The sequence below is a fragment of the Caulobacter sp. CCH9-E1 genome (assembly GCF_001556515.1).
GTDB lineage: Bacteria > Pseudomonadota > Alphaproteobacteria > Caulobacterales > Caulobacteraceae > Caulobacter.
Genome location: NZ_LSJA01000245.1, coordinates 1 through 15,113, shown reverse-complemented (window position 1 = coordinate 15,113; position 15,113 = coordinate 1). Strand labels below are relative to the sequence as shown.

Annotated in this window: 17 protein-coding genes; 11 read left to right on the top strand and 6 right to left on the bottom strand. The window is 67.9% G+C overall.

The window, feature by feature from the left end:
• Nucleotides 1-137 precede the first annotated feature (137 nt).
• On the top strand, nt 138-1,763 hold the full coding sequence (locus AX690_RS13875; RefSeq protein ID WP_066680105.1) for a serine hydrolase: 1,626 nt from the start codon (nt 138-140) through the stop codon (nt 1,761-1,763).
• Between the two features lie 10 nt (nt 1,764-1,773).
• On the opposite strand, the gene AX690_RS13870 is transcribed toward AX690_RS13875, so the two are convergent.
• The 3 genes from AX690_RS13870 to AX690_RS13860 all read right to left on the bottom strand — a co-directional run bounded on the left by AX690_RS13870 (nt 1,774) and on the right by AX690_RS13860 (nt 3,310).
• Nucleotides 1,774-2,382 carry a TetR/AcrR family transcriptional regulator gene (locus tag AX690_RS13870; RefSeq protein WP_066680103.1) on the bottom strand — a complete coding sequence of 203 codons (609 nt, stop codon included), beginning with the start codon at nt 2,380-2,382 and terminating at the stop codon, nt 1,774-1,776.
• A gap of 80 nt (nt 2,383-2,462) precedes the next feature.
• Entirely contained in the window at nt 2,463-3,110 is a 648-nt protein-coding gene (locus AX690_RS13865; protein WP_066680101.1) for a TetR/AcrR family transcriptional regulator, read from the bottom strand.
• Nucleotides 3,107-3,310, bottom strand: a complete 204-nt coding sequence (locus AX690_RS13860) for a hypothetical protein (protein WP_197426864.1) — start codon at nt 3,308-3,310, stop codon at nt 3,107-3,109. The genes AX690_RS13865 and AX690_RS13860 overlap by 4 nt, the downstream gene beginning before the upstream one ends.
• 343 nt (nt 3,311-3,653) lie before the next feature.
• On the opposite strand from AX690_RS13860, the gene AX690_RS13855 reads away from it, so the two are divergent.
• Together AX690_RS13855 and AX690_RS13850 are read left to right on the top strand one after the other, a co-directional pair.
• A complete protein-coding gene (locus AX690_RS13855; protein ID WP_082769664.1) occupies nt 3,654-3,857 on the top strand; it encodes a twin transmembrane helix small protein in 204 nt (67 codons plus the stop codon).
• 48 nt (nt 3,858-3,905) lie between these two features.
• Entirely contained in the window at nt 3,906-4,484 is a 579-nt protein-coding gene (locus AX690_RS13850; RefSeq protein ID WP_066680094.1) for a cob(I)yrinic acid a,c-diamide adenosyltransferase, read from the top strand.
• Between the two features lie 12 nt (nt 4,485-4,496).
• Here the strand turns inward: AX690_RS13850 and AX690_RS13845 are convergent, their stop codons facing one another.
• On the bottom strand, nt 4,497-4,763 hold the full coding sequence (locus AX690_RS13845; protein WP_066680092.1) for a hypothetical protein: 267 nt from the start codon (nt 4,761-4,763) through the stop codon (nt 4,497-4,499).
• Nucleotides 4,764-4,982: 219 nt separating this feature from the next.
• On the opposite strand from AX690_RS13845, the gene AX690_RS13840 reads away from it, so the two are divergent.
• The 5 genes from AX690_RS13840 (at nt 4,983) to AX690_RS13820 (ending at nt 10,260) form a co-directional block, all read left to right on the top strand.
• Entirely contained in the window at nt 4,983-5,729 is a 747-nt protein-coding gene (locus AX690_RS13840) for an electron transfer flavoprotein subunit beta/FixA family protein (RefSeq protein ID WP_066680089.1), read from the top strand.
• Nucleotides 5,729-6,670: an electron transfer flavoprotein subunit alpha/FixB family protein gene (locus AX690_RS13835; RefSeq protein ID WP_066680084.1), complete on the top strand. Its 942-nt coding sequence runs from the start codon at nt 5,729-5,731 to the stop codon at nt 6,668-6,670. The genes AX690_RS13840 and AX690_RS13835 overlap by 1 nt, the downstream gene beginning before the upstream one ends.
• Nucleotides 6,671-6,899: 229 nt before the next feature.
• Nucleotides 6,900-7,940, top strand: a complete 1,041-nt coding sequence (locus tag AX690_RS13830; protein WP_066680082.1) for a lysine-2,3-aminomutase-like protein — start codon at nt 6,900-6,902, stop codon at nt 7,938-7,940.
• A 134-nt stretch (nt 7,941-8,074) separates the two neighbouring features.
• The gene (locus AX690_RS13825) at nt 8,075-8,953 is read left to right on the top strand and encodes a 3-hydroxybutyryl-CoA dehydrogenase (RefSeq protein ID WP_066680079.1); all 879 of its coding nucleotides are present in this window, start codon (nt 8,075-8,077) and stop codon (nt 8,951-8,953) included.
• A 281-nt stretch (nt 8,954-9,234) separates the two neighbouring features.
• Nucleotides 9,235-10,260, top strand: coding sequence for a helix-turn-helix domain-containing protein (locus tag AX690_RS13820; protein WP_066680078.1), 1,026 nt, complete (start codon nt 9,235-9,237; stop codon nt 10,258-10,260).
• Here AX690_RS13820 and feoB read toward each other — a convergent pair.
• Nucleotides 10,257-12,116: a ferrous iron transport protein B gene (feoB, locus tag AX690_RS13815; RefSeq protein ID WP_082769665.1), complete on the bottom strand. Its 1,860-nt coding sequence runs from the start codon at nt 12,114-12,116 to the stop codon at nt 10,257-10,259. The genes AX690_RS13820 and feoB overlap by 4 nt on opposite strands.
• 64 nt (nt 12,117-12,180) lie before the next feature.
• Nucleotides 12,181-12,504 (bottom strand): FeoA family protein, encoded by a 324-nt coding sequence (locus AX690_RS13810; protein WP_082769663.1) that lies wholly within the window; start codon nt 12,502-12,504, stop codon nt 12,181-12,183.
• Nucleotides 12,505-12,692: 188 nt separating this feature from the next.
• Between AX690_RS13810 and AX690_RS13805 the strand changes: the two genes are divergently transcribed.
• From AX690_RS13805 to AX690_RS13795, 3 genes are all read left to right on the top strand, one after another.
• Nucleotides 12,693-13,958 (top strand): EAL domain-containing protein, encoded by a 1,266-nt coding sequence (locus AX690_RS13805; protein WP_066680077.1) that lies wholly within the window; start codon nt 12,693-12,695, stop codon nt 13,956-13,958.
• Nucleotides 13,959-14,076: 118 nt separating this feature from the next.
• Nucleotides 14,077-14,304 carry an Ada metal-binding domain-containing protein gene (locus AX690_RS13800; protein ID WP_066680071.1) on the top strand — a complete coding sequence of 76 codons (228 nt, stop codon included), beginning with the start codon at nt 14,077-14,079 and terminating at the stop codon, nt 14,302-14,304.
• Nucleotides 14,301-14,987 carry a 2OG-Fe(II) oxygenase gene (locus AX690_RS13795; RefSeq protein ID WP_066680069.1) on the top strand — a complete coding sequence of 229 codons (687 nt, stop codon included), beginning with the start codon at nt 14,301-14,303 and terminating at the stop codon, nt 14,985-14,987. The genes AX690_RS13800 and AX690_RS13795 overlap by 4 nt, the downstream gene beginning before the upstream one ends.
• Nucleotides 14,988-15,113: the final 126 nt, after the last annotated feature.

Genomic DNA, 15,113 nt, shown 5'->3' with positions numbered 1-15,113 from the left:
GGACGCGCGAAACGCAATGGCCAACGCTTGACCATCCAGACAGTCGCTCTCTCTTTGAGAGAGGGGTAACCCGTTGCTCCCCTTGTCCGCCGCCGGAGCATCAGCTTAGCCTCGCGTCCTTACCCGAAGGACACGCCATGCTGACCACCACCCGACGCTCCGCCCTCGTTTCGGCCCTCGCGACCACGGGACTGGCGGCGTTCGGGAGCCGGGCTTGGAGTCAGGAGACGGGCGCGGTGGGCGCCGCCGTCGACCAGTTCGCCCAGGACGTGATGGCCGCCTTCCCCGACCAGCCGGGGCTTGGGATCACCGTCGTCGAGCACGGCAAGGTCACCCTGGCCAAGGGCTATGGCGTCAAGACGCTGGGGACCCAGGACCGCTGCGACGAGAACACCGTCTTCGGCATCGCCTCGAACACCAAGGCCATGACCGCGGCCCTGATCGGCATGCTGGTCGAAGAGGGCCGCCTGGCCTGGGACGATCCGGTCACCAAGCATCTGCCGGCCTTCCAGATGAGCGACCCGATCGTCACCAAGCTGATGACGGTCCGCGACCTGCTGGTCCATCGCAGCGGCCTGACCCTGGGCGCGGGCGACCTGATGATCTGGCCGGCGCCGACCCACACCCGCGCCGACATCGTCGCGGGGCTCAAATACCTGCCGATCGGCGGCCAGTTCAGGGGCGGCTACGCCTACGACAATGTCCTCTACGTCGCCGCCGGGGCCGTGATCGAGGCGGTCTCGGGCAAGAGCTGGGAGGAGATGATCAAGACCCGGATCTTCGATCCGCTGGGCATGACCAGCACCGTCTCCAGCCCGGCCCTGGTCGACAGGTCCCGCCGCGCCTCGCCCCATGCGCGCCTGGGGCCGCCGACGCGGGGCATGGGGCCTCAGAAGGTCCTGCCCTTCGACAACAGCTTCGACGCCGCCGCCCCCGCCGGCGGCGTGAACTCGACGCCCAAGGACATCGCCCGCTGGATGCTGACGCAGCTGGGCCTGGGCATGACGCCCGAAGGCAAGCGCCTCTGGAACGACCCCACCGCCCGCGAGATGTGGAAACCTCATACGATCACCACCTGGTCGGACGGCCCGATCGACGACAATCCCGTCCGCCCGTCGATCCAGGCCTATGGCCTGGGCTGGTTCGTTCAGGATCACCGCGGCGAGCGCCTGCTGTGGCACACCGGCGGCCTCGCGGGGTTCATCTCCTATACGGGCCTGCTGCCGGGCCGGAAGTCGGGGATCATGGTGATGACCAACGCCGAGGAGACGCCGGTGCTGCGCGCCCTGCGCCATGGCGGCCCAGACCGGCTGCAGGGCCGGAGCGACTACGACTGGATCGCCTCCAGCAAGCGCGTCCAGGCCGAAAGCGAGACCCAGCTCCGGAAGGACCTGGCCAGGGCCACCACGCCGACCAGCGGCGGCGCCAAGCCCAGCCTGCCGCTGGAGGCCTATGCCGGCGTCTATCGCGACCCCTGGTACGGCACGGTGACGATCAGCGTCGTCGCCCCCGCTGGAAAAAGGGGCGGCAAGACGAAGGGCCTCCACGTCTCGTTCGACAAGACTCCCGCCCTGCGCGGCAAGCTCGAGCCGTTCGACGGCGAGGTCTTCAGGACCGTGTTCGACGACCGCGCCCAGGAGGACGCCTTCTTCACCTTCGACCTGAAGGACGGCCGCGTGGTGTCGGCCCTGGTCAAGGCGGTCTCGCCCCTGGCCGACTTCAGCTACGACTACCAGGACCTGAGGCTGGGCCGCGTGTCGTGAGGCGCTGGCCTCAGCGCGGCTTCCAGCCCTCGGCGATCATCGCGATCTGCTTGTCCATCACCGACGACATCTGGGCGGCGGCGATCTCGCCGCCCGCCGCGGCCGCCATGCGATAGTTCCAGGCGTAGGCGGCCTTCAGCGTGTCGGCGATCAGCGGCAGATCGAGGTTCTCGCGCACCTCGCCCTTGCGCACGCCGTCCCGCAGCACGTCGAGCAGCATCTCCGTCAGGCGCGGATTACGGCCGTAGGGTGTGACGCCCGGATCGTTGCTCGGATTATACGAGGCGGCGATGTGCGCCAGGAACAGCTTCACCCGCCGCGTCTCGAACTCGTAGTGGATGGCGAAAATCGAGCACAGCCGGTCGGCCGTGCTGCCCCGCAGAACCGGGATCACCCGGTCGAACTCGGCATACAGTTCGCTGAGCCGGTGGTCCATCACATGACTCAGCACCTCCGCCTTGGAGGCGAAGGTGGTGAACACGCTGCCGACGGAGACCCGCGCCCGCTCCGCGATGGCGCGGATGGTGGTCTCGTCGTACCCGATCTCGTTGAACAGGTCGCGCGCCGCGTCGAGAACCTTCTCCCGCGTCGCGGCCTTCTGCTCGTTCCTTACGCCCACGCACGTCCCCCTCGAACACGCCAGCGTCATGATTGACTTCAAAGACGGCCCCGTCCCCCCCGGAACGGGATCGCCATTCGTTAGGCGCGAGCGCCCGCGAAGATGATCTTCAGTTGATCGGAGAGCCGCGCCAGCAAAGCCTCGACCGACCAGCCGTCGTAGATCGCACGACGATAGTTGGCGAGATACACGTCCCAGACGATCTCCGCCAACAGTTTAGTATCGGCGTCGGCCTTCAACTGCTTCTGGTCGACGCCACGCTGCAGGGCCTCGGCAATCAGACGGAAGATATGCTTGAGATCGGTCCGGGCGCGCCGCTCGGCGGCCTCGGAGTGGGTCCACGAAACCGCGATGCTGGCGCGCAGCAACGGCAGCTGCTCGACGTGGAAGCTGTAGGCGACGCCAAACAGCCCCATCAGCGCCTCGTCCACCGTCTTGGCGTTGCGGGCGGCCTGGGTCATCTGGGCGTAGATGACTTCGTAGTCGGCGGTCAGGATTTCCTCGAACAGCTCCGACTTGTCGGCGAAGCTGGCGAAGACCGCGCCGGTCGACATGCCGGCGGCCTGGGCGATGTCCCGGATGGTCGCGCCTTCATAGCCGCGCTCGCTGAACAGGCGGCGGGCGGCGGCCAGGACGCGTTCGCGGGTGCGCTGCTTGGCCAGCGCGCGGCGGGTCAGCTTCACCGGGGCCTCGGAGGCCTGATCGATATTGACGGATACGAAGCTCATGCGGCGGCCTCCAGGCGGGCGAGAGCGGCTTCGGCCCGCTTCTCGAACTCGGTGCAATACTCATCGACGACGTTCTGAAGGACGTCGGCGTAACGGCGAGCCAGCTGGCGACCGTCCTGCGCGGCGTCGCGCAGATCGGTGATCAGTTGGCGGACTTCGGCCAGGGCCTCTTCGCGCTCGAACGCGGAGGGCTCGACCATGTCTACAGAGCGGGCGCTCTGAGCCATGCGGCTATCTCCTACCCCCGCTGGGGTCAGTGAAAGGCGTTGAACGATCCGCGGTGGGGAGTTGATCATGTTCAACGAACGCAGACTACTAAATAGGACGCGCGGGCCTTAACGCCAGGGAGACGCGTTTGCAACCGCGAAATCAGGCTCGAACAACGTAAGTAAACACGCGCAACCTAGATATGTGAACGCTACCATAGCGTCACTGCGACATTTTGCCCGCCGAACGAGTTCGCCGAACGAATTCAACGGAGACGGGTTGAGGTGATCGACCGCCGCTATGGCGCGTCGACGCTCAAGCCCCTATTCTGGGGCCATGTCCCATCTGTTTGACTTCCTCGTCCCGGCCGCCCTTCTGGCGGTGTTGATCGCGCTGGGCGCGGGCCTTTACGCTCTGTTCCGCGGCGGCGACTTCGGACGTTCCTATTCCAACAAGCTGATGCGGTTGCGGGTGCTCCTGCAATTCATCGCCATCATCGTCCTGGTCGCCGCCGCCTTCTGGTGGCGGAAGGGCGCATGAGGCTCGCTCGCTAGATAACGCCACTCAGGGAACGAGAGTCCGCGACGGATGGTCACGCTGAATCGCATCTATACGCGCACGGGCGACGCCGGCTCGACGCGGCTGGCGACCGGAGCGCCGGTGAGCAAGGCCTCGCAACGGGTCGAGGCCTATGGCGGCGTCGACGAGACCAACGCCGCGATCGGCCAGGCGCGACAGCATACCGCAGGCGATCCCGTGCTCGACGCGATCCTGGAGCGCGTCCAGAACGACCTCTTCGACCTGGGCGCGGATCTCGCCACGCCCGAGCAGCACGGCAAGCCGGAATGGGAGCCGCTGCGCATCCTGGACAGCCAGGTCGAACGCCTGGAGCGCGAGATCGACCTCTTGAACGCGGAGCTTGAGCCGCTGACCTCATTCGTGCTGCCCGCGGGCTCCCCGGCGGCGGCGGCCTTGCACGTGGCGCGCACCGTCTGCCGGCGCGCCGAACGCGGCTGCGTGGCGCTGATGACCGTCGAGGGTGAAATCGTCGGGGCCCCGGCCATCAAGTACCTGAACCGCCTATCGGACCTGCTGTTCGTCGCCGCCCGCTGGGCCAACGACAAGGGCAAGGCCGACGTGCTCTGGAAGCCCGGCGCGACGCGCTAGCGCGGCTTCGGGCTACTTTTTCTGCGGCTGAGCGGCCGGCGCCGCGGGCGCCAGCTTGGCCTCGCCATTGATCGGCGGCACGTTGGTCGGACGGCGGGTCAGGGTCTCGATCGGATAGACCGTGGCGCACTTCATCCACTTGCCGGCCCAGGCGCCGCCACGATCCTCGCAACGCTGCTTCGGCCACACCCACAGGCCGTGATAGGCCAGAACGCCGGCGCTGGAGAGCAGGAACAGGCCCAGGAAGATGTACTTCAGGCGGGTGAAGGTCTTGTTCATGGCCGGCCCCTTAGCGCCTTTCCGTCCTTAAGGGAATTGGCCGCGCGACCGCTCGCCCGTCTTCCGCGCGCGCAAAAGGCGGCGAGACCTACGATCGTTTGAACCCGCGCGGCAATAACGCATTACGCTTACGCCAAGGGAAACTTGCATTGCGGCGCACAAGCGCTAAGTCGATTGGCAATCAGGAGAAAACGCAAAACCTGGAGGCGGTGAAAACCGATGAAGGTCCTAGTCCCGGTCAAGCGGGTGATCGACTACAACGTGAAGGCCCGCGTTAAGGCGGATCAGACGGGTGTCGACCTCGCCAACGTCAAGATGTCGATGAACCCCTTCTGCGAGATCGCGGTCGAGGAAGCCGTGCGTCTCAAGGAAAAAGGCGTGGCGACCGAGGTCGTCATCGTCAGCATCGGCCCCGCCCAAGCGCAGGAGACGATCCGCACGGCGCTCGCCATGGGCGGCGATCGCGGCATCCTGATCACGTCGGACGCCGACCTCGAGCCGCTGGCCGTGGCCAAGCTGCTGGCCGCCGTGGTCGCCGAGGAGAACCCGAACCTGGTCGTCATGGGCAAGCAGGCGATCGACGGCGACAACAACGCCGTGGGTCAGATGCTGTCGGCCCTGCTGGGCTGGCCGCAGGCCACCTACGCCTCGGCGCTGGAAGTCTCGGGCTCGACCGCCAAGGTCACCCGCGAAGTCGACGGCGGCCTGCAGACGCTGGACGTCGACCTGCCGGCCGTGATCACCGCCGACCTGCGCCTGAACGAGCCGCGCTATGCGTCTCTGCCCAACATCATGAAGGCCAAGAAGAAGGAGATCGCCACGAAGGCGGTCGCCGACTACGGCGTCGACGTGGCGCCGCGCCTGAAGGTCCTGAAGGTCACCGAGCCGCCGAAGCGCTCGGCGGGCATCAAGGTCGAGACGGCCGCTGATCTGGTCTCCAAGCTGAACACCGCGGGGGTGCTGTAATGGCTGTTCTCGTCATCGCCGACAACGACAACGCGCACCTGCGCGACGCCACCCACAAGACCGTCACCGCCGCCCAGAAGATCTCGGGCGACATCGACGTGCTGGTCCTGGGCAAGGGCGCCAAGGCCGTGGCCGACGCCGCCGCCAAGATCGCCGGCGTCCGCAAGGTCCTGCTGGCCGAGTCCGACGCCCTGGGCCATGGGATCGCCGAAGCCCAGGCCGACGCCGTGCTGGCGCTGGCTGGCAATTACGACGCGATCCTGGTTCCGGCCACCTCGGGCGGCAAGAACTTCGCCCCGCGCGTCGCCGCCAAGCTGGATGTCGCCCCGATCTCGGACATCGTCGAGGTCGTCAGCGCCGACACCTTCGTGCGCCCGATCTACGCCGGCAACGCCCTGGAGACGATCCAGTCGGGCGACGCCAAGAAGGTGATCACCGTGCGTCCGACCGCCTTCGCGGCGGCGGCGGAAGGCGGCTCGGCCTCGGTGGAAACCGTGGCGGGCGCCGACGCCGGCAAGACCCGCTTCGTCAGCGAAGAGATGGTCAAGTCCGACCGTCCGGAACTGGCCGCGGCCAAGATCGTCGTCTCGGGCGGTCGCGCCATGGGTTCGGCCGAAGAGTTCCAGCGCGTGATCGAGCCCCTGGCCGACAAGCTGGGCGCCGCCGTCGGCGCCTCGCGCGCCGCGGTCGACGCCGGCTACGCCCCGAACGACTACCAGGTCGGTCAGACGGGCAAGGTCGTGGCGCCGCAGCTCTATGTCGCCATCGGCATCTCGGGCGCGATCCAGCACCTGGCCGGCATGAAGGACTCCAAGGTGATCGTGGCGATCAACAAGGACGCCGACGCGCCGATCTTCCAGGTGGCCGACTACGGTCTGGTCGCCGACTACAAGACGGCCGTGCCGGAGCTGATGGACGCCCTGAGCGCCGCCGGCAAGTAGAGCTCTTCTCCCCCTTCTCCCCTTGCGGGAGAAGGTGTCGCCGGCAGGCGACGGATGAGGGGTCACGCGGACGGATCGGATAGGTTGCTCAACCCCTCATCCGCCCGCTTCGCGGCCACCTTCGCCCTCAAGGGGAGAAGGAAAAATCATGAAGGCCCGGAGGCGACTCCGGGCCTTTTTCCTTGCCGATTTGCCTCCCAGGCGGAAATCCCGCATATCCCCGCGCCTCATGTCCCCCGCGAAGACCCTCCGAGACGCCCGGTCGCTGGCCGAGGCCGGCCTGGTTCCGTCCGAGCGCCTGCCGGCGCTGGAGGCGGTGGCGGCGCGCTATGCGGTGGCGATCACCCCGGCCATGGCCGAACTGATCGACGTCGCCGATCCCCACGATCCGATCGCCCGCCAGTTCGTCCCGGCCCCCGAAGAGCTGGTCGCCAGCCCCGGCGAGGACGGCGATCCGATCGGCGATTCTATCCACAGCCCTGTGGATGGAATCGTCCATCGCTATCCCGATCGCGTGCTGCTGAAGCCGACCCACACCTGCGCCGTCTATTGCCGGTTCTGCTTCCGCCGCGAGATGGTCGGCCCCGAGGGGCTGTCCAACCTGACCCCGTCCCAGCTGGATGCGGCCTTCGCCTATATCGCCGACCGGCCCGAGATCTGGGAGGTGATCGTCACGGGCGGCGACCCCTTCGTCCTGTCGCCACGCCGCCTGGCCGAGCTGATCGACCGGCTGGAGGCCATCGACCACGTCAAGGTCGTGCGTTTCCACACCCGCGTCCCGGCCGTCGATCCGGCCGCGGTTACGGACGAGCTAGTCGCCGCGCTGAAGCGCTCGACCAAGGCGGTCTATGTCGCCCTGCACGCCAACCACGCCCGGGAGCTTACCCCGGCCGCCCGCGCGGCCTGCGCGCGGCTGGTCGACGCCGGGATCGTCCTGGTCAGCCAGACGGTGCTGCTGAAGGGCGTCAACGACGATCCCGAGACGCTGGCGGCGTTGATGCGGGCCTTCGTCGAGACGCGGATCAAGCCCTACTACCTGCACCACGGCGACCTGGCGCCGGGCACCGCCCACCTGCGCACGACGATCCAGGAAGGCCAGGCGATCATGCGCGCCTTGCGCGGGACGCTCTCGGGCCTGGCCCAGCCCACCTATGTGCTGGACATCCCCGGCGGCCACGGCAAGGCGCCGGTCGGACCCAACTACCTTTCGGAAGGCGCGATCGAGGACCCGAACGGCCGCCGCCACGCCTATCCGCCCGCCACCCCCTGAGACGAATGGACGCCTCTCGGTTGCAACGCAGCAAAGCCTTGGCGGCGGCGTGGTTTCTCGTGTTAGAAAAGTCGGCATAGTCGAAGGCGTGGGCGCGACAGCCCGGCGCGATATCGAGCGAAGGCTTGGCGTTCATGAGTGAAATCAAGACGGTCGGCGTGATCGGCGCCGGCCAGATGGGGGCGGGCATCGCGCATGTCGTCGCCCTGGCCGGTTACGGAGTGAAGCTGCACGACGTTTCGCGCGAGCGGATCGACGCCGGCCTCGCCGTCATCGAGAAGAACATGGCCCGCCAGGTTGGCCGTGGGATCATCGACGACGCCGCCATGAAGGCCGCCCTGGAGCGCATCGCTCCAGCCGAGACTCTCGAGGGCATCGGCGCGACGGACCTCGCCATCGAGGCCGCCACCGAGAACGAGGAGATCAAGAAGTCGATCTTCCGCAGCCTGCAGCCGCACCTGAAGCCCGACACGCTGCTGGCCTCGAACACCTCGTCGATCTCGATCACGCGCCTGGCCTCGGCGACCGATCGCCCTGAGCGGTTCATCGGCCTGCACTTCATGAACCCAGTGCCGCTGATGAAGCTGGTGGAGATCATCCGCGGCATCGCCACCGACGTGCCGACCTACGAGACGGCCGTGGCCTTCGCCAAGTCGCTGGGCAAGATCACCAGCAACGCCGAGGACTTCCCCGCCTTCATCGTCAACCGGGTGCTGGTGCCGATGATCAACGAGGCGATCTACACCCTGTACGAAGGGGTCGGCACGGTCGACGCCATCGACACGGCGATGAAGCTGGGCGCCAACCACCCGATGGGCCCGCTGGAGCTGGGCGACTTCATCGGCCTGGACACCGTGTTGAGCATCATGAACGTGCTCCACGAGGGTCTGGCCGACAGCAAGTATCGCCCCTGCCCGCTGCTGGTGAAGTATGTCGAGGCCGGCTGGCTGGGCAAGAAGACCGGTCGCGGCTTCTACGACTATCGCGGCGAGACCCCGGTCCCCACACGGTAAGCCTGCTTCAAAGAAGAGCGGAACGGTCGCGAATTCATCGATTCAAGACTGTTCCGCTCTCCCGAAGCTGGCGGGATGGGGTCCCGACAGCTGGTCGCCCAAGCTCTGGCGGCGAGCTGGCGAACCTCTTCGTGGCTCGCCAATCTTCCCCACCGGCGCGCCCCGAAAGCGCGCTCCTTCTCGCCCGCCAAGGCCAAGTTGTCATTGACCAGCGATCCACGTTCTCTTGTCTTGCCGTCCGTTATGGCGGCGCCGCGCAAACGTTTCCCGCATAACGCGAAATGAGCACCTCTGCGCGTCGAGACCTCTGGATCCTGGACGCCCGCGAGCGCGCGGACGCGGCGCAGAAATACCGCGAAGCCTGCGCTCACCTCTTCGACGTCACCCTGCTGGGGCCGGACGACGCCTTCCACAATCGCATGGAAGGATACAATCTCGCGGGCGTGGTCCTGGCCCGTTGCTCGGGCATCCCGCAGCGCTTCGAACGGAAGCTCTCGCACATCGCCGCCGACGTGTCGGACTCCGTCATGGCCGTGCTGGAGCTGGAGTCCGGCGGCTGGCGCGGCGACTATGACGGTCGCCCGGCGAGCAGCGAGTTGGGCGCGATCCGCTTGATCGACATGTCCCGCCCCTTCGACATGGTCACCGAACGCTTCGAGACCGTGCATCTGGTCCTGTCGCGCGCGGCCCTGGAGCCCCAGACGGCCGAACTCGATTTCCACGGCTGCGTCGTCAGCGAGGAAAGCCCAAGCGGCCGCCTGCTGGGCTCGCATATCCGCGCGACCTGGGCCGGCGCCGCGGCGATGTCGGCCACCGACCTGACCCTGGCCGGCAAGGCCGCCGCGGCGCTGGTCAGCGCGGTGATCCTGGCCCATGGGGCGCCGGCCGGCGACGACATCCGCCCCGTGGAGAAGATGCTGCTGGCCTCGGCCCAGCGGTTCGTGATCCAGAACCTTTCGGACCCCGACCTGTCGCCGGAGGCGGTCCGCGACCACATCGGGGTCTCGCGCAGCCTGCTCTACAAGGTGTTCGAGCCCGTCGGCGGAGTCAGCGCCTTCATCCAGGCGCGTCGCCTGGACCAGGCGTTCGACGAGATCATGGGCGACCAGGCCAATCAGCAGACCCTGGCCGAGATCGGTTATCGCGTGGGCTTCCGCTCAGACGCCCATTTCAGCCGCGCCTTCCGCGCCCGGTTCGGCATGACGCCGGGCCGCCTGCGGACCTTGGGCGAGCCGGCGCGCCTCGAAGGCCTCTCGGCGATCGAGCGGCCCGACGACGTATTCGACTGGCTTAGAGGGCTGATCTAGCCCGCGCCAAGCGCCACGGCGACGTGGTAGGTCACGAAGGCGGCCAGATAGGCCAGGCTGACCATGTAGACGAACATCACGGTCGGCCAGACCCAGCTGTTGGTCTCGCGCTTGACCACGCCCAAGGTGGGCAGGCACTGGGGCGCGAAGACGTACCAGGCCAGGAACGACAGGGCGCTGGCCAGGGACCACTGGTTCTTCAGCAGGGTCGACAGGGCGCCCGTCTCGCCGTCCTCGCCGCCGACGGCGTAGACGGTGCCGAGCACCGCCACGGCGACCTCCCGGGCGGCCATGCCGGGGATCAGGGCCACGGTCATCTGCCAGTTGAAGCCGATCGGCGCCATCAGCGGGGCCAGGAACTGCCCCAGACGGCCGGCGATGCTGTAGTCGATGGCCGGCCCCGTCGCGCCCTCGGGCGGATAGGGGAAGGTCGACAGCACCCACACCAGCACCATCAGCGGCAGGATGATCCGACCGGCGCGGGCCATGAAGATGCGGGCGCGGGTCCACAGGTTCATCGCGACATTGCGCGGCTCGGGCCAGCGATAGGTCGGCAGCTCCATCATGAAGGGCTCGACCGCGCCGCGCCAGAACACGCGCCGGATGACGAACGAGACCAGCAGCGCGCTGACGATGCCGCTGGCGTAGAGGCCAAACATCACCAGGCCCTGCAGAGACAGGAAGCCGGCCACGGTCTGCTGGGGAATGAAGGCCCCGATGATCAGGGTGTAGACGGGGATCCGCGCCGAGCAGGTCATCAGCGGCGCGACCAGGATCGTGGTCAGCCGGTCCTCGCGATTGTCGATCACCCGCGTCGACATGATGCCAGGGATGGCGCAGGCGAAGCTGGACAGGAGCGGGATGAAGGCCCGCCCGTGCAGGCCGGCGCCGCCCATGATGCGATCCATCAGGAAGGCCGCGCGGGCCATGTAGCCGCTGTCCTCCAGCATCAGGATGAAGAAGAACAGGATCAGGATCTGCGGCAGGAAGACGATCACGCTGCCCACGCCGGCGATCAGGCCGTCAGCGATGAAGCTGGTCAGCAGGCCTTGCGGCAGATGGGCGTTGGTGAACTCGACGAGCGCGGCGAAACCCGCGTCGATGCCGTCCATGGCCGGCGTCGCCCAGGTGAACACCGCCTGGAACATCACGAACAGCAGGGTCAGCAGGATCACCAGGCCCGCCACGGGATGCAGCAGCACGCTGTCGATCTTGCCGGTCACGGTGTCGGGCCGCTCGGGCGGCTTCACGCAGGCCTTGAAGATGCGCTGGGCCTCGGCGTGGGCGGCGCGGATCTCGGCGGCGGTTGGCTCGCGCCAGACGCTCTCGGCCTCGGGCTTTTGAGCGGCGACCAGGCCTTCGACCTGCTCCAGCAGTTCGGGCAGGCCGCGCTTGCGGGTGGCCACGGTGGTGACGATCGGCGCGCTCAGCTCTTTCGAAAGGCGTTCGAGGTCGATCCTCAGGCCCTGGCGCTGGGCGATGTCGAACATGTTGAGGGCCAGCACGAACGGCCGCCCCACCTGCTTCAGCTCCAGCACCAGGCGCAGCACGAGACGCAGGTTGGTGGCGTCGGCGACGCAGATCAGCGCCTCGGGCGCGGCCTCGCCGGCCAGCTTGCCCAGCACCGCGTCGCGGGTGACGGCCTCGTCCGGGCTGCGGGCGCGCAGGGAATAGGTGCCGGGCAGGTCCAGCACGCGCATCTGCCGGCCGCTGGGCGCGGTCAGCACGCCTTCCTTCCGCTCGACGGTGACGCCGGCGTAGTTGGCGACCTTCTGGCGGCTGCCCGTCAGGGCGTTGAACAGCGCGGTCTTGCCGGAGTTGGGATTGCCAACCAGGGCGACCCGGGCGGGCGTCAGCGGCGCGGTCTTGCGGGTGGTGTCGGAAACGGTGGCGGCGACGCCGATGTCGGAGGTCAAGGTCTTAGCGTCCGTCGAACTTCACCGAGACGGCGCCGGCTTCACGCCGGCGCAGGGCCACGCGGGTGTCGTCCACGCGGACCGCGATCGGGTCGCGGCCGAACAGGCCCTGGTGCAACACCTCGATCCTCGCGCCCTCGACGAAGCCCATTTCCAAGAGGCGGCGCTCCAGCTCCTCGGCGGCCACGGCTTCCTCCGCGCCGGAGACGCCGGTGACCTTGACGATCACGCCGCGATCGCCCGGCCCGGCCGCGGCCAGGGGGCGAACGCCGGCTGGATCAGCGGCGGGGGGCTCGAATTCGGACGAGAGAACAAACGCTTCGGACATAACCGCTCCGATAAGATTGCGAACGATTATCAGTCGAGCGCGCGAATGTCGATTCAGCGATAACACGGAGGCGGTGTATGCTCCCCATTAAGGATCCTTGGGACCGTTTGGCGCAGGGGCGTTAATCTATTCGACTCTTGGCGTTCGGATCGGTCTGATGATCCGTATCGATTCGTACGGGCGAAATGATGCGTAAGCTGATGCTGGCGCTCCTGACGGGGGCCTATCTTTGTCTGGCCTTGATCGTCTCCCTCTTCCTCTGGAGGATGGGCGCGACCCCGGCTGTCGGCGTCTCGGCGTTCATCGGCATGCTGGGCCTGTGCTTCGCCTTCCACGGCCTGCTGGCCCAGACGTTCCTGGGCGCCGCCCTGCGCATGGACATCGACACCGTCCGCGAAGCCCACGCCATCCTGCTCGACCAGGTCGAGAAGGTGGACGCCCGCGTCACCGACCTGATGGAGGTCGTCGCCGCCGACGCCCAGCGTCGCACCGAGGCCCTGTCCAGCGAGGTCAGCCACCTGGAAGACCTCGTCCATAAGATGAACGACCGGCTGGAGCGCCAGCTGAGCCAGCCGGCCGCCGCCGCGCCGCGCGGTCCGCTCACCGATCGCGCCCCGCACGGAGACCGCCTGCTGCGCATGGTGCAGGAGGCCCTGGCCGACAACCGCGTCGACCTCTACCTGCAGCCGATCGTCAGCCTGCCCCAGCGCCGCGTGGTCTATTACGAGAGCTTCTCGCGCCTGCGCGACGAGAGCGGCCGCGTGCTGATGCCCGCCGAATATCTGGCGGTCGCCGAGCCGGAAGGCCTGATGGCCAATATCGACAACCTGCTGCTGTTCCGCTGCGTGCAGATCGTGCGTCGCCTGGCCAAGCAGGACCGCAAGGTCGGCATCTTCTGCAACATCTCGCTGGCCAGCCTGGGCGACGAGGCCTTCTTCCCGCAGTTCCTGGAGTTCATGCAGGAGAACAAGGACCTGGCCGGCGCGGTGATCTTCGAACTGGGTCAGGACGCCTTCGAGCGTCGCGGCCCGGTCGAGGCCCGCCACATGGCCCGCCTGGCCAGCCTCGGCTTCAGCTTCAGCCTCGACAAGGTCGTGGACCTGGACATCGACTTCCAGGACCTGGCGCGCGCCGACGTGCGCTACCTGAAGGTCGCCGCCCAGATGATGCTGAACGAGCTGGAGGAGCAGGACGGCAAGCTGGTCATCGCCTCGCTGCCCGACCTGAACGCCGCCGACTTCGCCTCCCTGACCCGCCGCTACGGCATCGAGGTCATCGTCGAAAAGGTCGAGGCCGAGAAGCAGGTCGCCGAGATCCTCGACCTCGACATCGGCTACGGCCAGGGCAACCTGTTCGGCGAGCCGCGCGCCATCCGCGACGCGATCCTGGCCGAGGCCGAGCCGCCGGCGGACTTCATGCGCGGCGCGCCCCGTCGTCGCGCGGTGGGCTGGTAATTTTACTCCCTCCGATTTCCCCGGCGAATGCCGGGGAGGTCGGAGTTTTGAGGCTCCGCAAGCATCGGAATGACGCCGCCCCGCGTTGGCGGCAGGGTCTCCGTGAAAGGAGCCCCTCATGACCTACGACACCGAAGACGCCCGCTGGACCGCCTGGGAGGCGCGCGACCGCGCCGCCGACGGCGCCTTCTTCGTCGCCGTGCGCACCACCGGCGTCTACTGCGTCGCCAGTTGCGCCGGCCGACCGCTGCGCAAGAACGTCGAATTCCACGAGACGCGCGAAAGCGCCCGCGCGGCTGGCTTCCGCGCCTGCCTGCGCTGCAGGCCCGACCGCGAGGCCGCGTGACTCTCGACTGGTCCCGCATCGGCGCCGAACTGGACGCGCGCGGCTGGGCCCTGACCGGGCCGTTGCTGAAACCGGAGACCTGCGCGGCGATCGCCGATCTTTATCCGCTTGACGAGGGGTTCCGCAGCCGGGTGGTCATGGCCCGTCACGGCTTCGGGCGCGGGGAGTACAAGTACTTCAGCTATCCGCTGCCCGACGTGGTCCAGCGGCTGCGGCAGGGCCTCTACGGCCCACTGGCCGAGGTCGCCAACCGCTGGGCCCAGCGGCTGGGCCAGGACCACCGCTTCCCCGAAAGTCTGGACGACATGCTGGCCCGCTGTCACGCGGCGGGTCAGGTCCGGCCAACGCCGCTGCTGCTGACCTACGGCCCCGGCGACTACAACTGCCTGCACCAGGACCTCTATGGCGAGCATGTCTTCCCGCTGCAGGCGGCGTTCCTGCTCGACGAGCCCGGCCGCGATTTCGAAGGCGGCGAGTTCGTGATCGTCGAGCAGCGCCCGCACCAGCAGTCGGCGCCGCAGGTCGCGCCGCTAAGGCAGGGCGAGGGCGTGATCTTCGCGGTCCGCGAACGGCCGGCGGAAGGGACGCGCGGCGTGCACAGGCGCGTGCTGCGGCACGGGGTCAGCGAGGTGCGGTCGGGGCGAAGACGGACGTTGGGCGTGATCTTTCATGACGCGACCTAGGGCGAGGACCGTTCCTCCCCCGCATCGCGGGGGAGGTGGCCCAGAGGGCCGGAGGGGGCGAGCTCAGCCCGCGCCGCGTTAGCCCCCTCAGTCGCTCCGCGACAGCTCCCCCGCATCGCGGGGGAG

Coding starts and splice junctions, on each gene's coding strand:
- AX690_RS13875 (WP_066680105.1), top strand. CDS start 138: ATGCTGACCACCACCCGACGCTCCGCCCTCGTTTCGGCCCTCGCGACC.
- AX690_RS13865 (WP_066680101.1), bottom strand. CDS start 3,110: ATGAGCTTCGTATCCGTCAATATCGATCAGGCCTCCGAGGCCCCGGTG.
- AX690_RS13860 (WP_197426864.1), bottom strand. CDS start 3,310: ATGGTCGAGCCCTCCGCGTTCGAGCGCGAAGAGGCCCTGGCCGAAGTC.
- AX690_RS13855 (WP_082769664.1), top strand. CDS start 3,654: ATGTCCCATCTGTTTGACTTCCTCGTCCCGGCCGCCCTTCTGGCGGTG.
- AX690_RS13850 (WP_066680094.1), top strand. CDS start 3,906: ATGGTCACGCTGAATCGCATCTATACGCGCACGGGCGACGCCGGCTCG.
- AX690_RS13845 (WP_066680092.1), bottom strand. CDS start 4,763: ATGAACAAGACCTTCACCCGCCTGAAGTACATCTTCCTGGGCCTGTTC.
- AX690_RS13840 (WP_066680089.1), top strand. CDS start 4,983: ATGAAGGTCCTAGTCCCGGTCAAGCGGGTGATCGACTACAACGTGAAG.
- AX690_RS13835 (WP_066680084.1), top strand. CDS start 5,729: ATGGCTGTTCTCGTCATCGCCGACAACGACAACGCGCACCTGCGCGAC.
- AX690_RS13830 (WP_066680082.1), top strand. CDS start 6,900: ATGTCCCCCGCGAAGACCCTCCGAGACGCCCGGTCGCTGGCCGAGGCC.
- AX690_RS13825 (WP_066680079.1), top strand. CDS start 8,075: ATGAGTGAAATCAAGACGGTCGGCGTGATCGGCGCCGGCCAGATGGGG.
- AX690_RS13820 (WP_066680078.1), top strand. CDS start 9,235: ATGAGCACCTCTGCGCGTCGAGACCTCTGGATCCTGGACGCCCGCGAG.
- AX690_RS13810 (WP_082769663.1), bottom strand. CDS start 12,504: ATGTCCGAAGCGTTTGTTCTCTCGTCCGAATTCGAGCCCCCCGCCGCT.
- AX690_RS13805 (WP_066680077.1), top strand. CDS start 12,693: ATGCGTAAGCTGATGCTGGCGCTCCTGACGGGGGCCTATCTTTGTCTG.
- AX690_RS13800 (WP_066680071.1), top strand. CDS start 14,077: ATGACCTACGACACCGAAGACGCCCGCTGGACCGCCTGGGAGGCGCGC.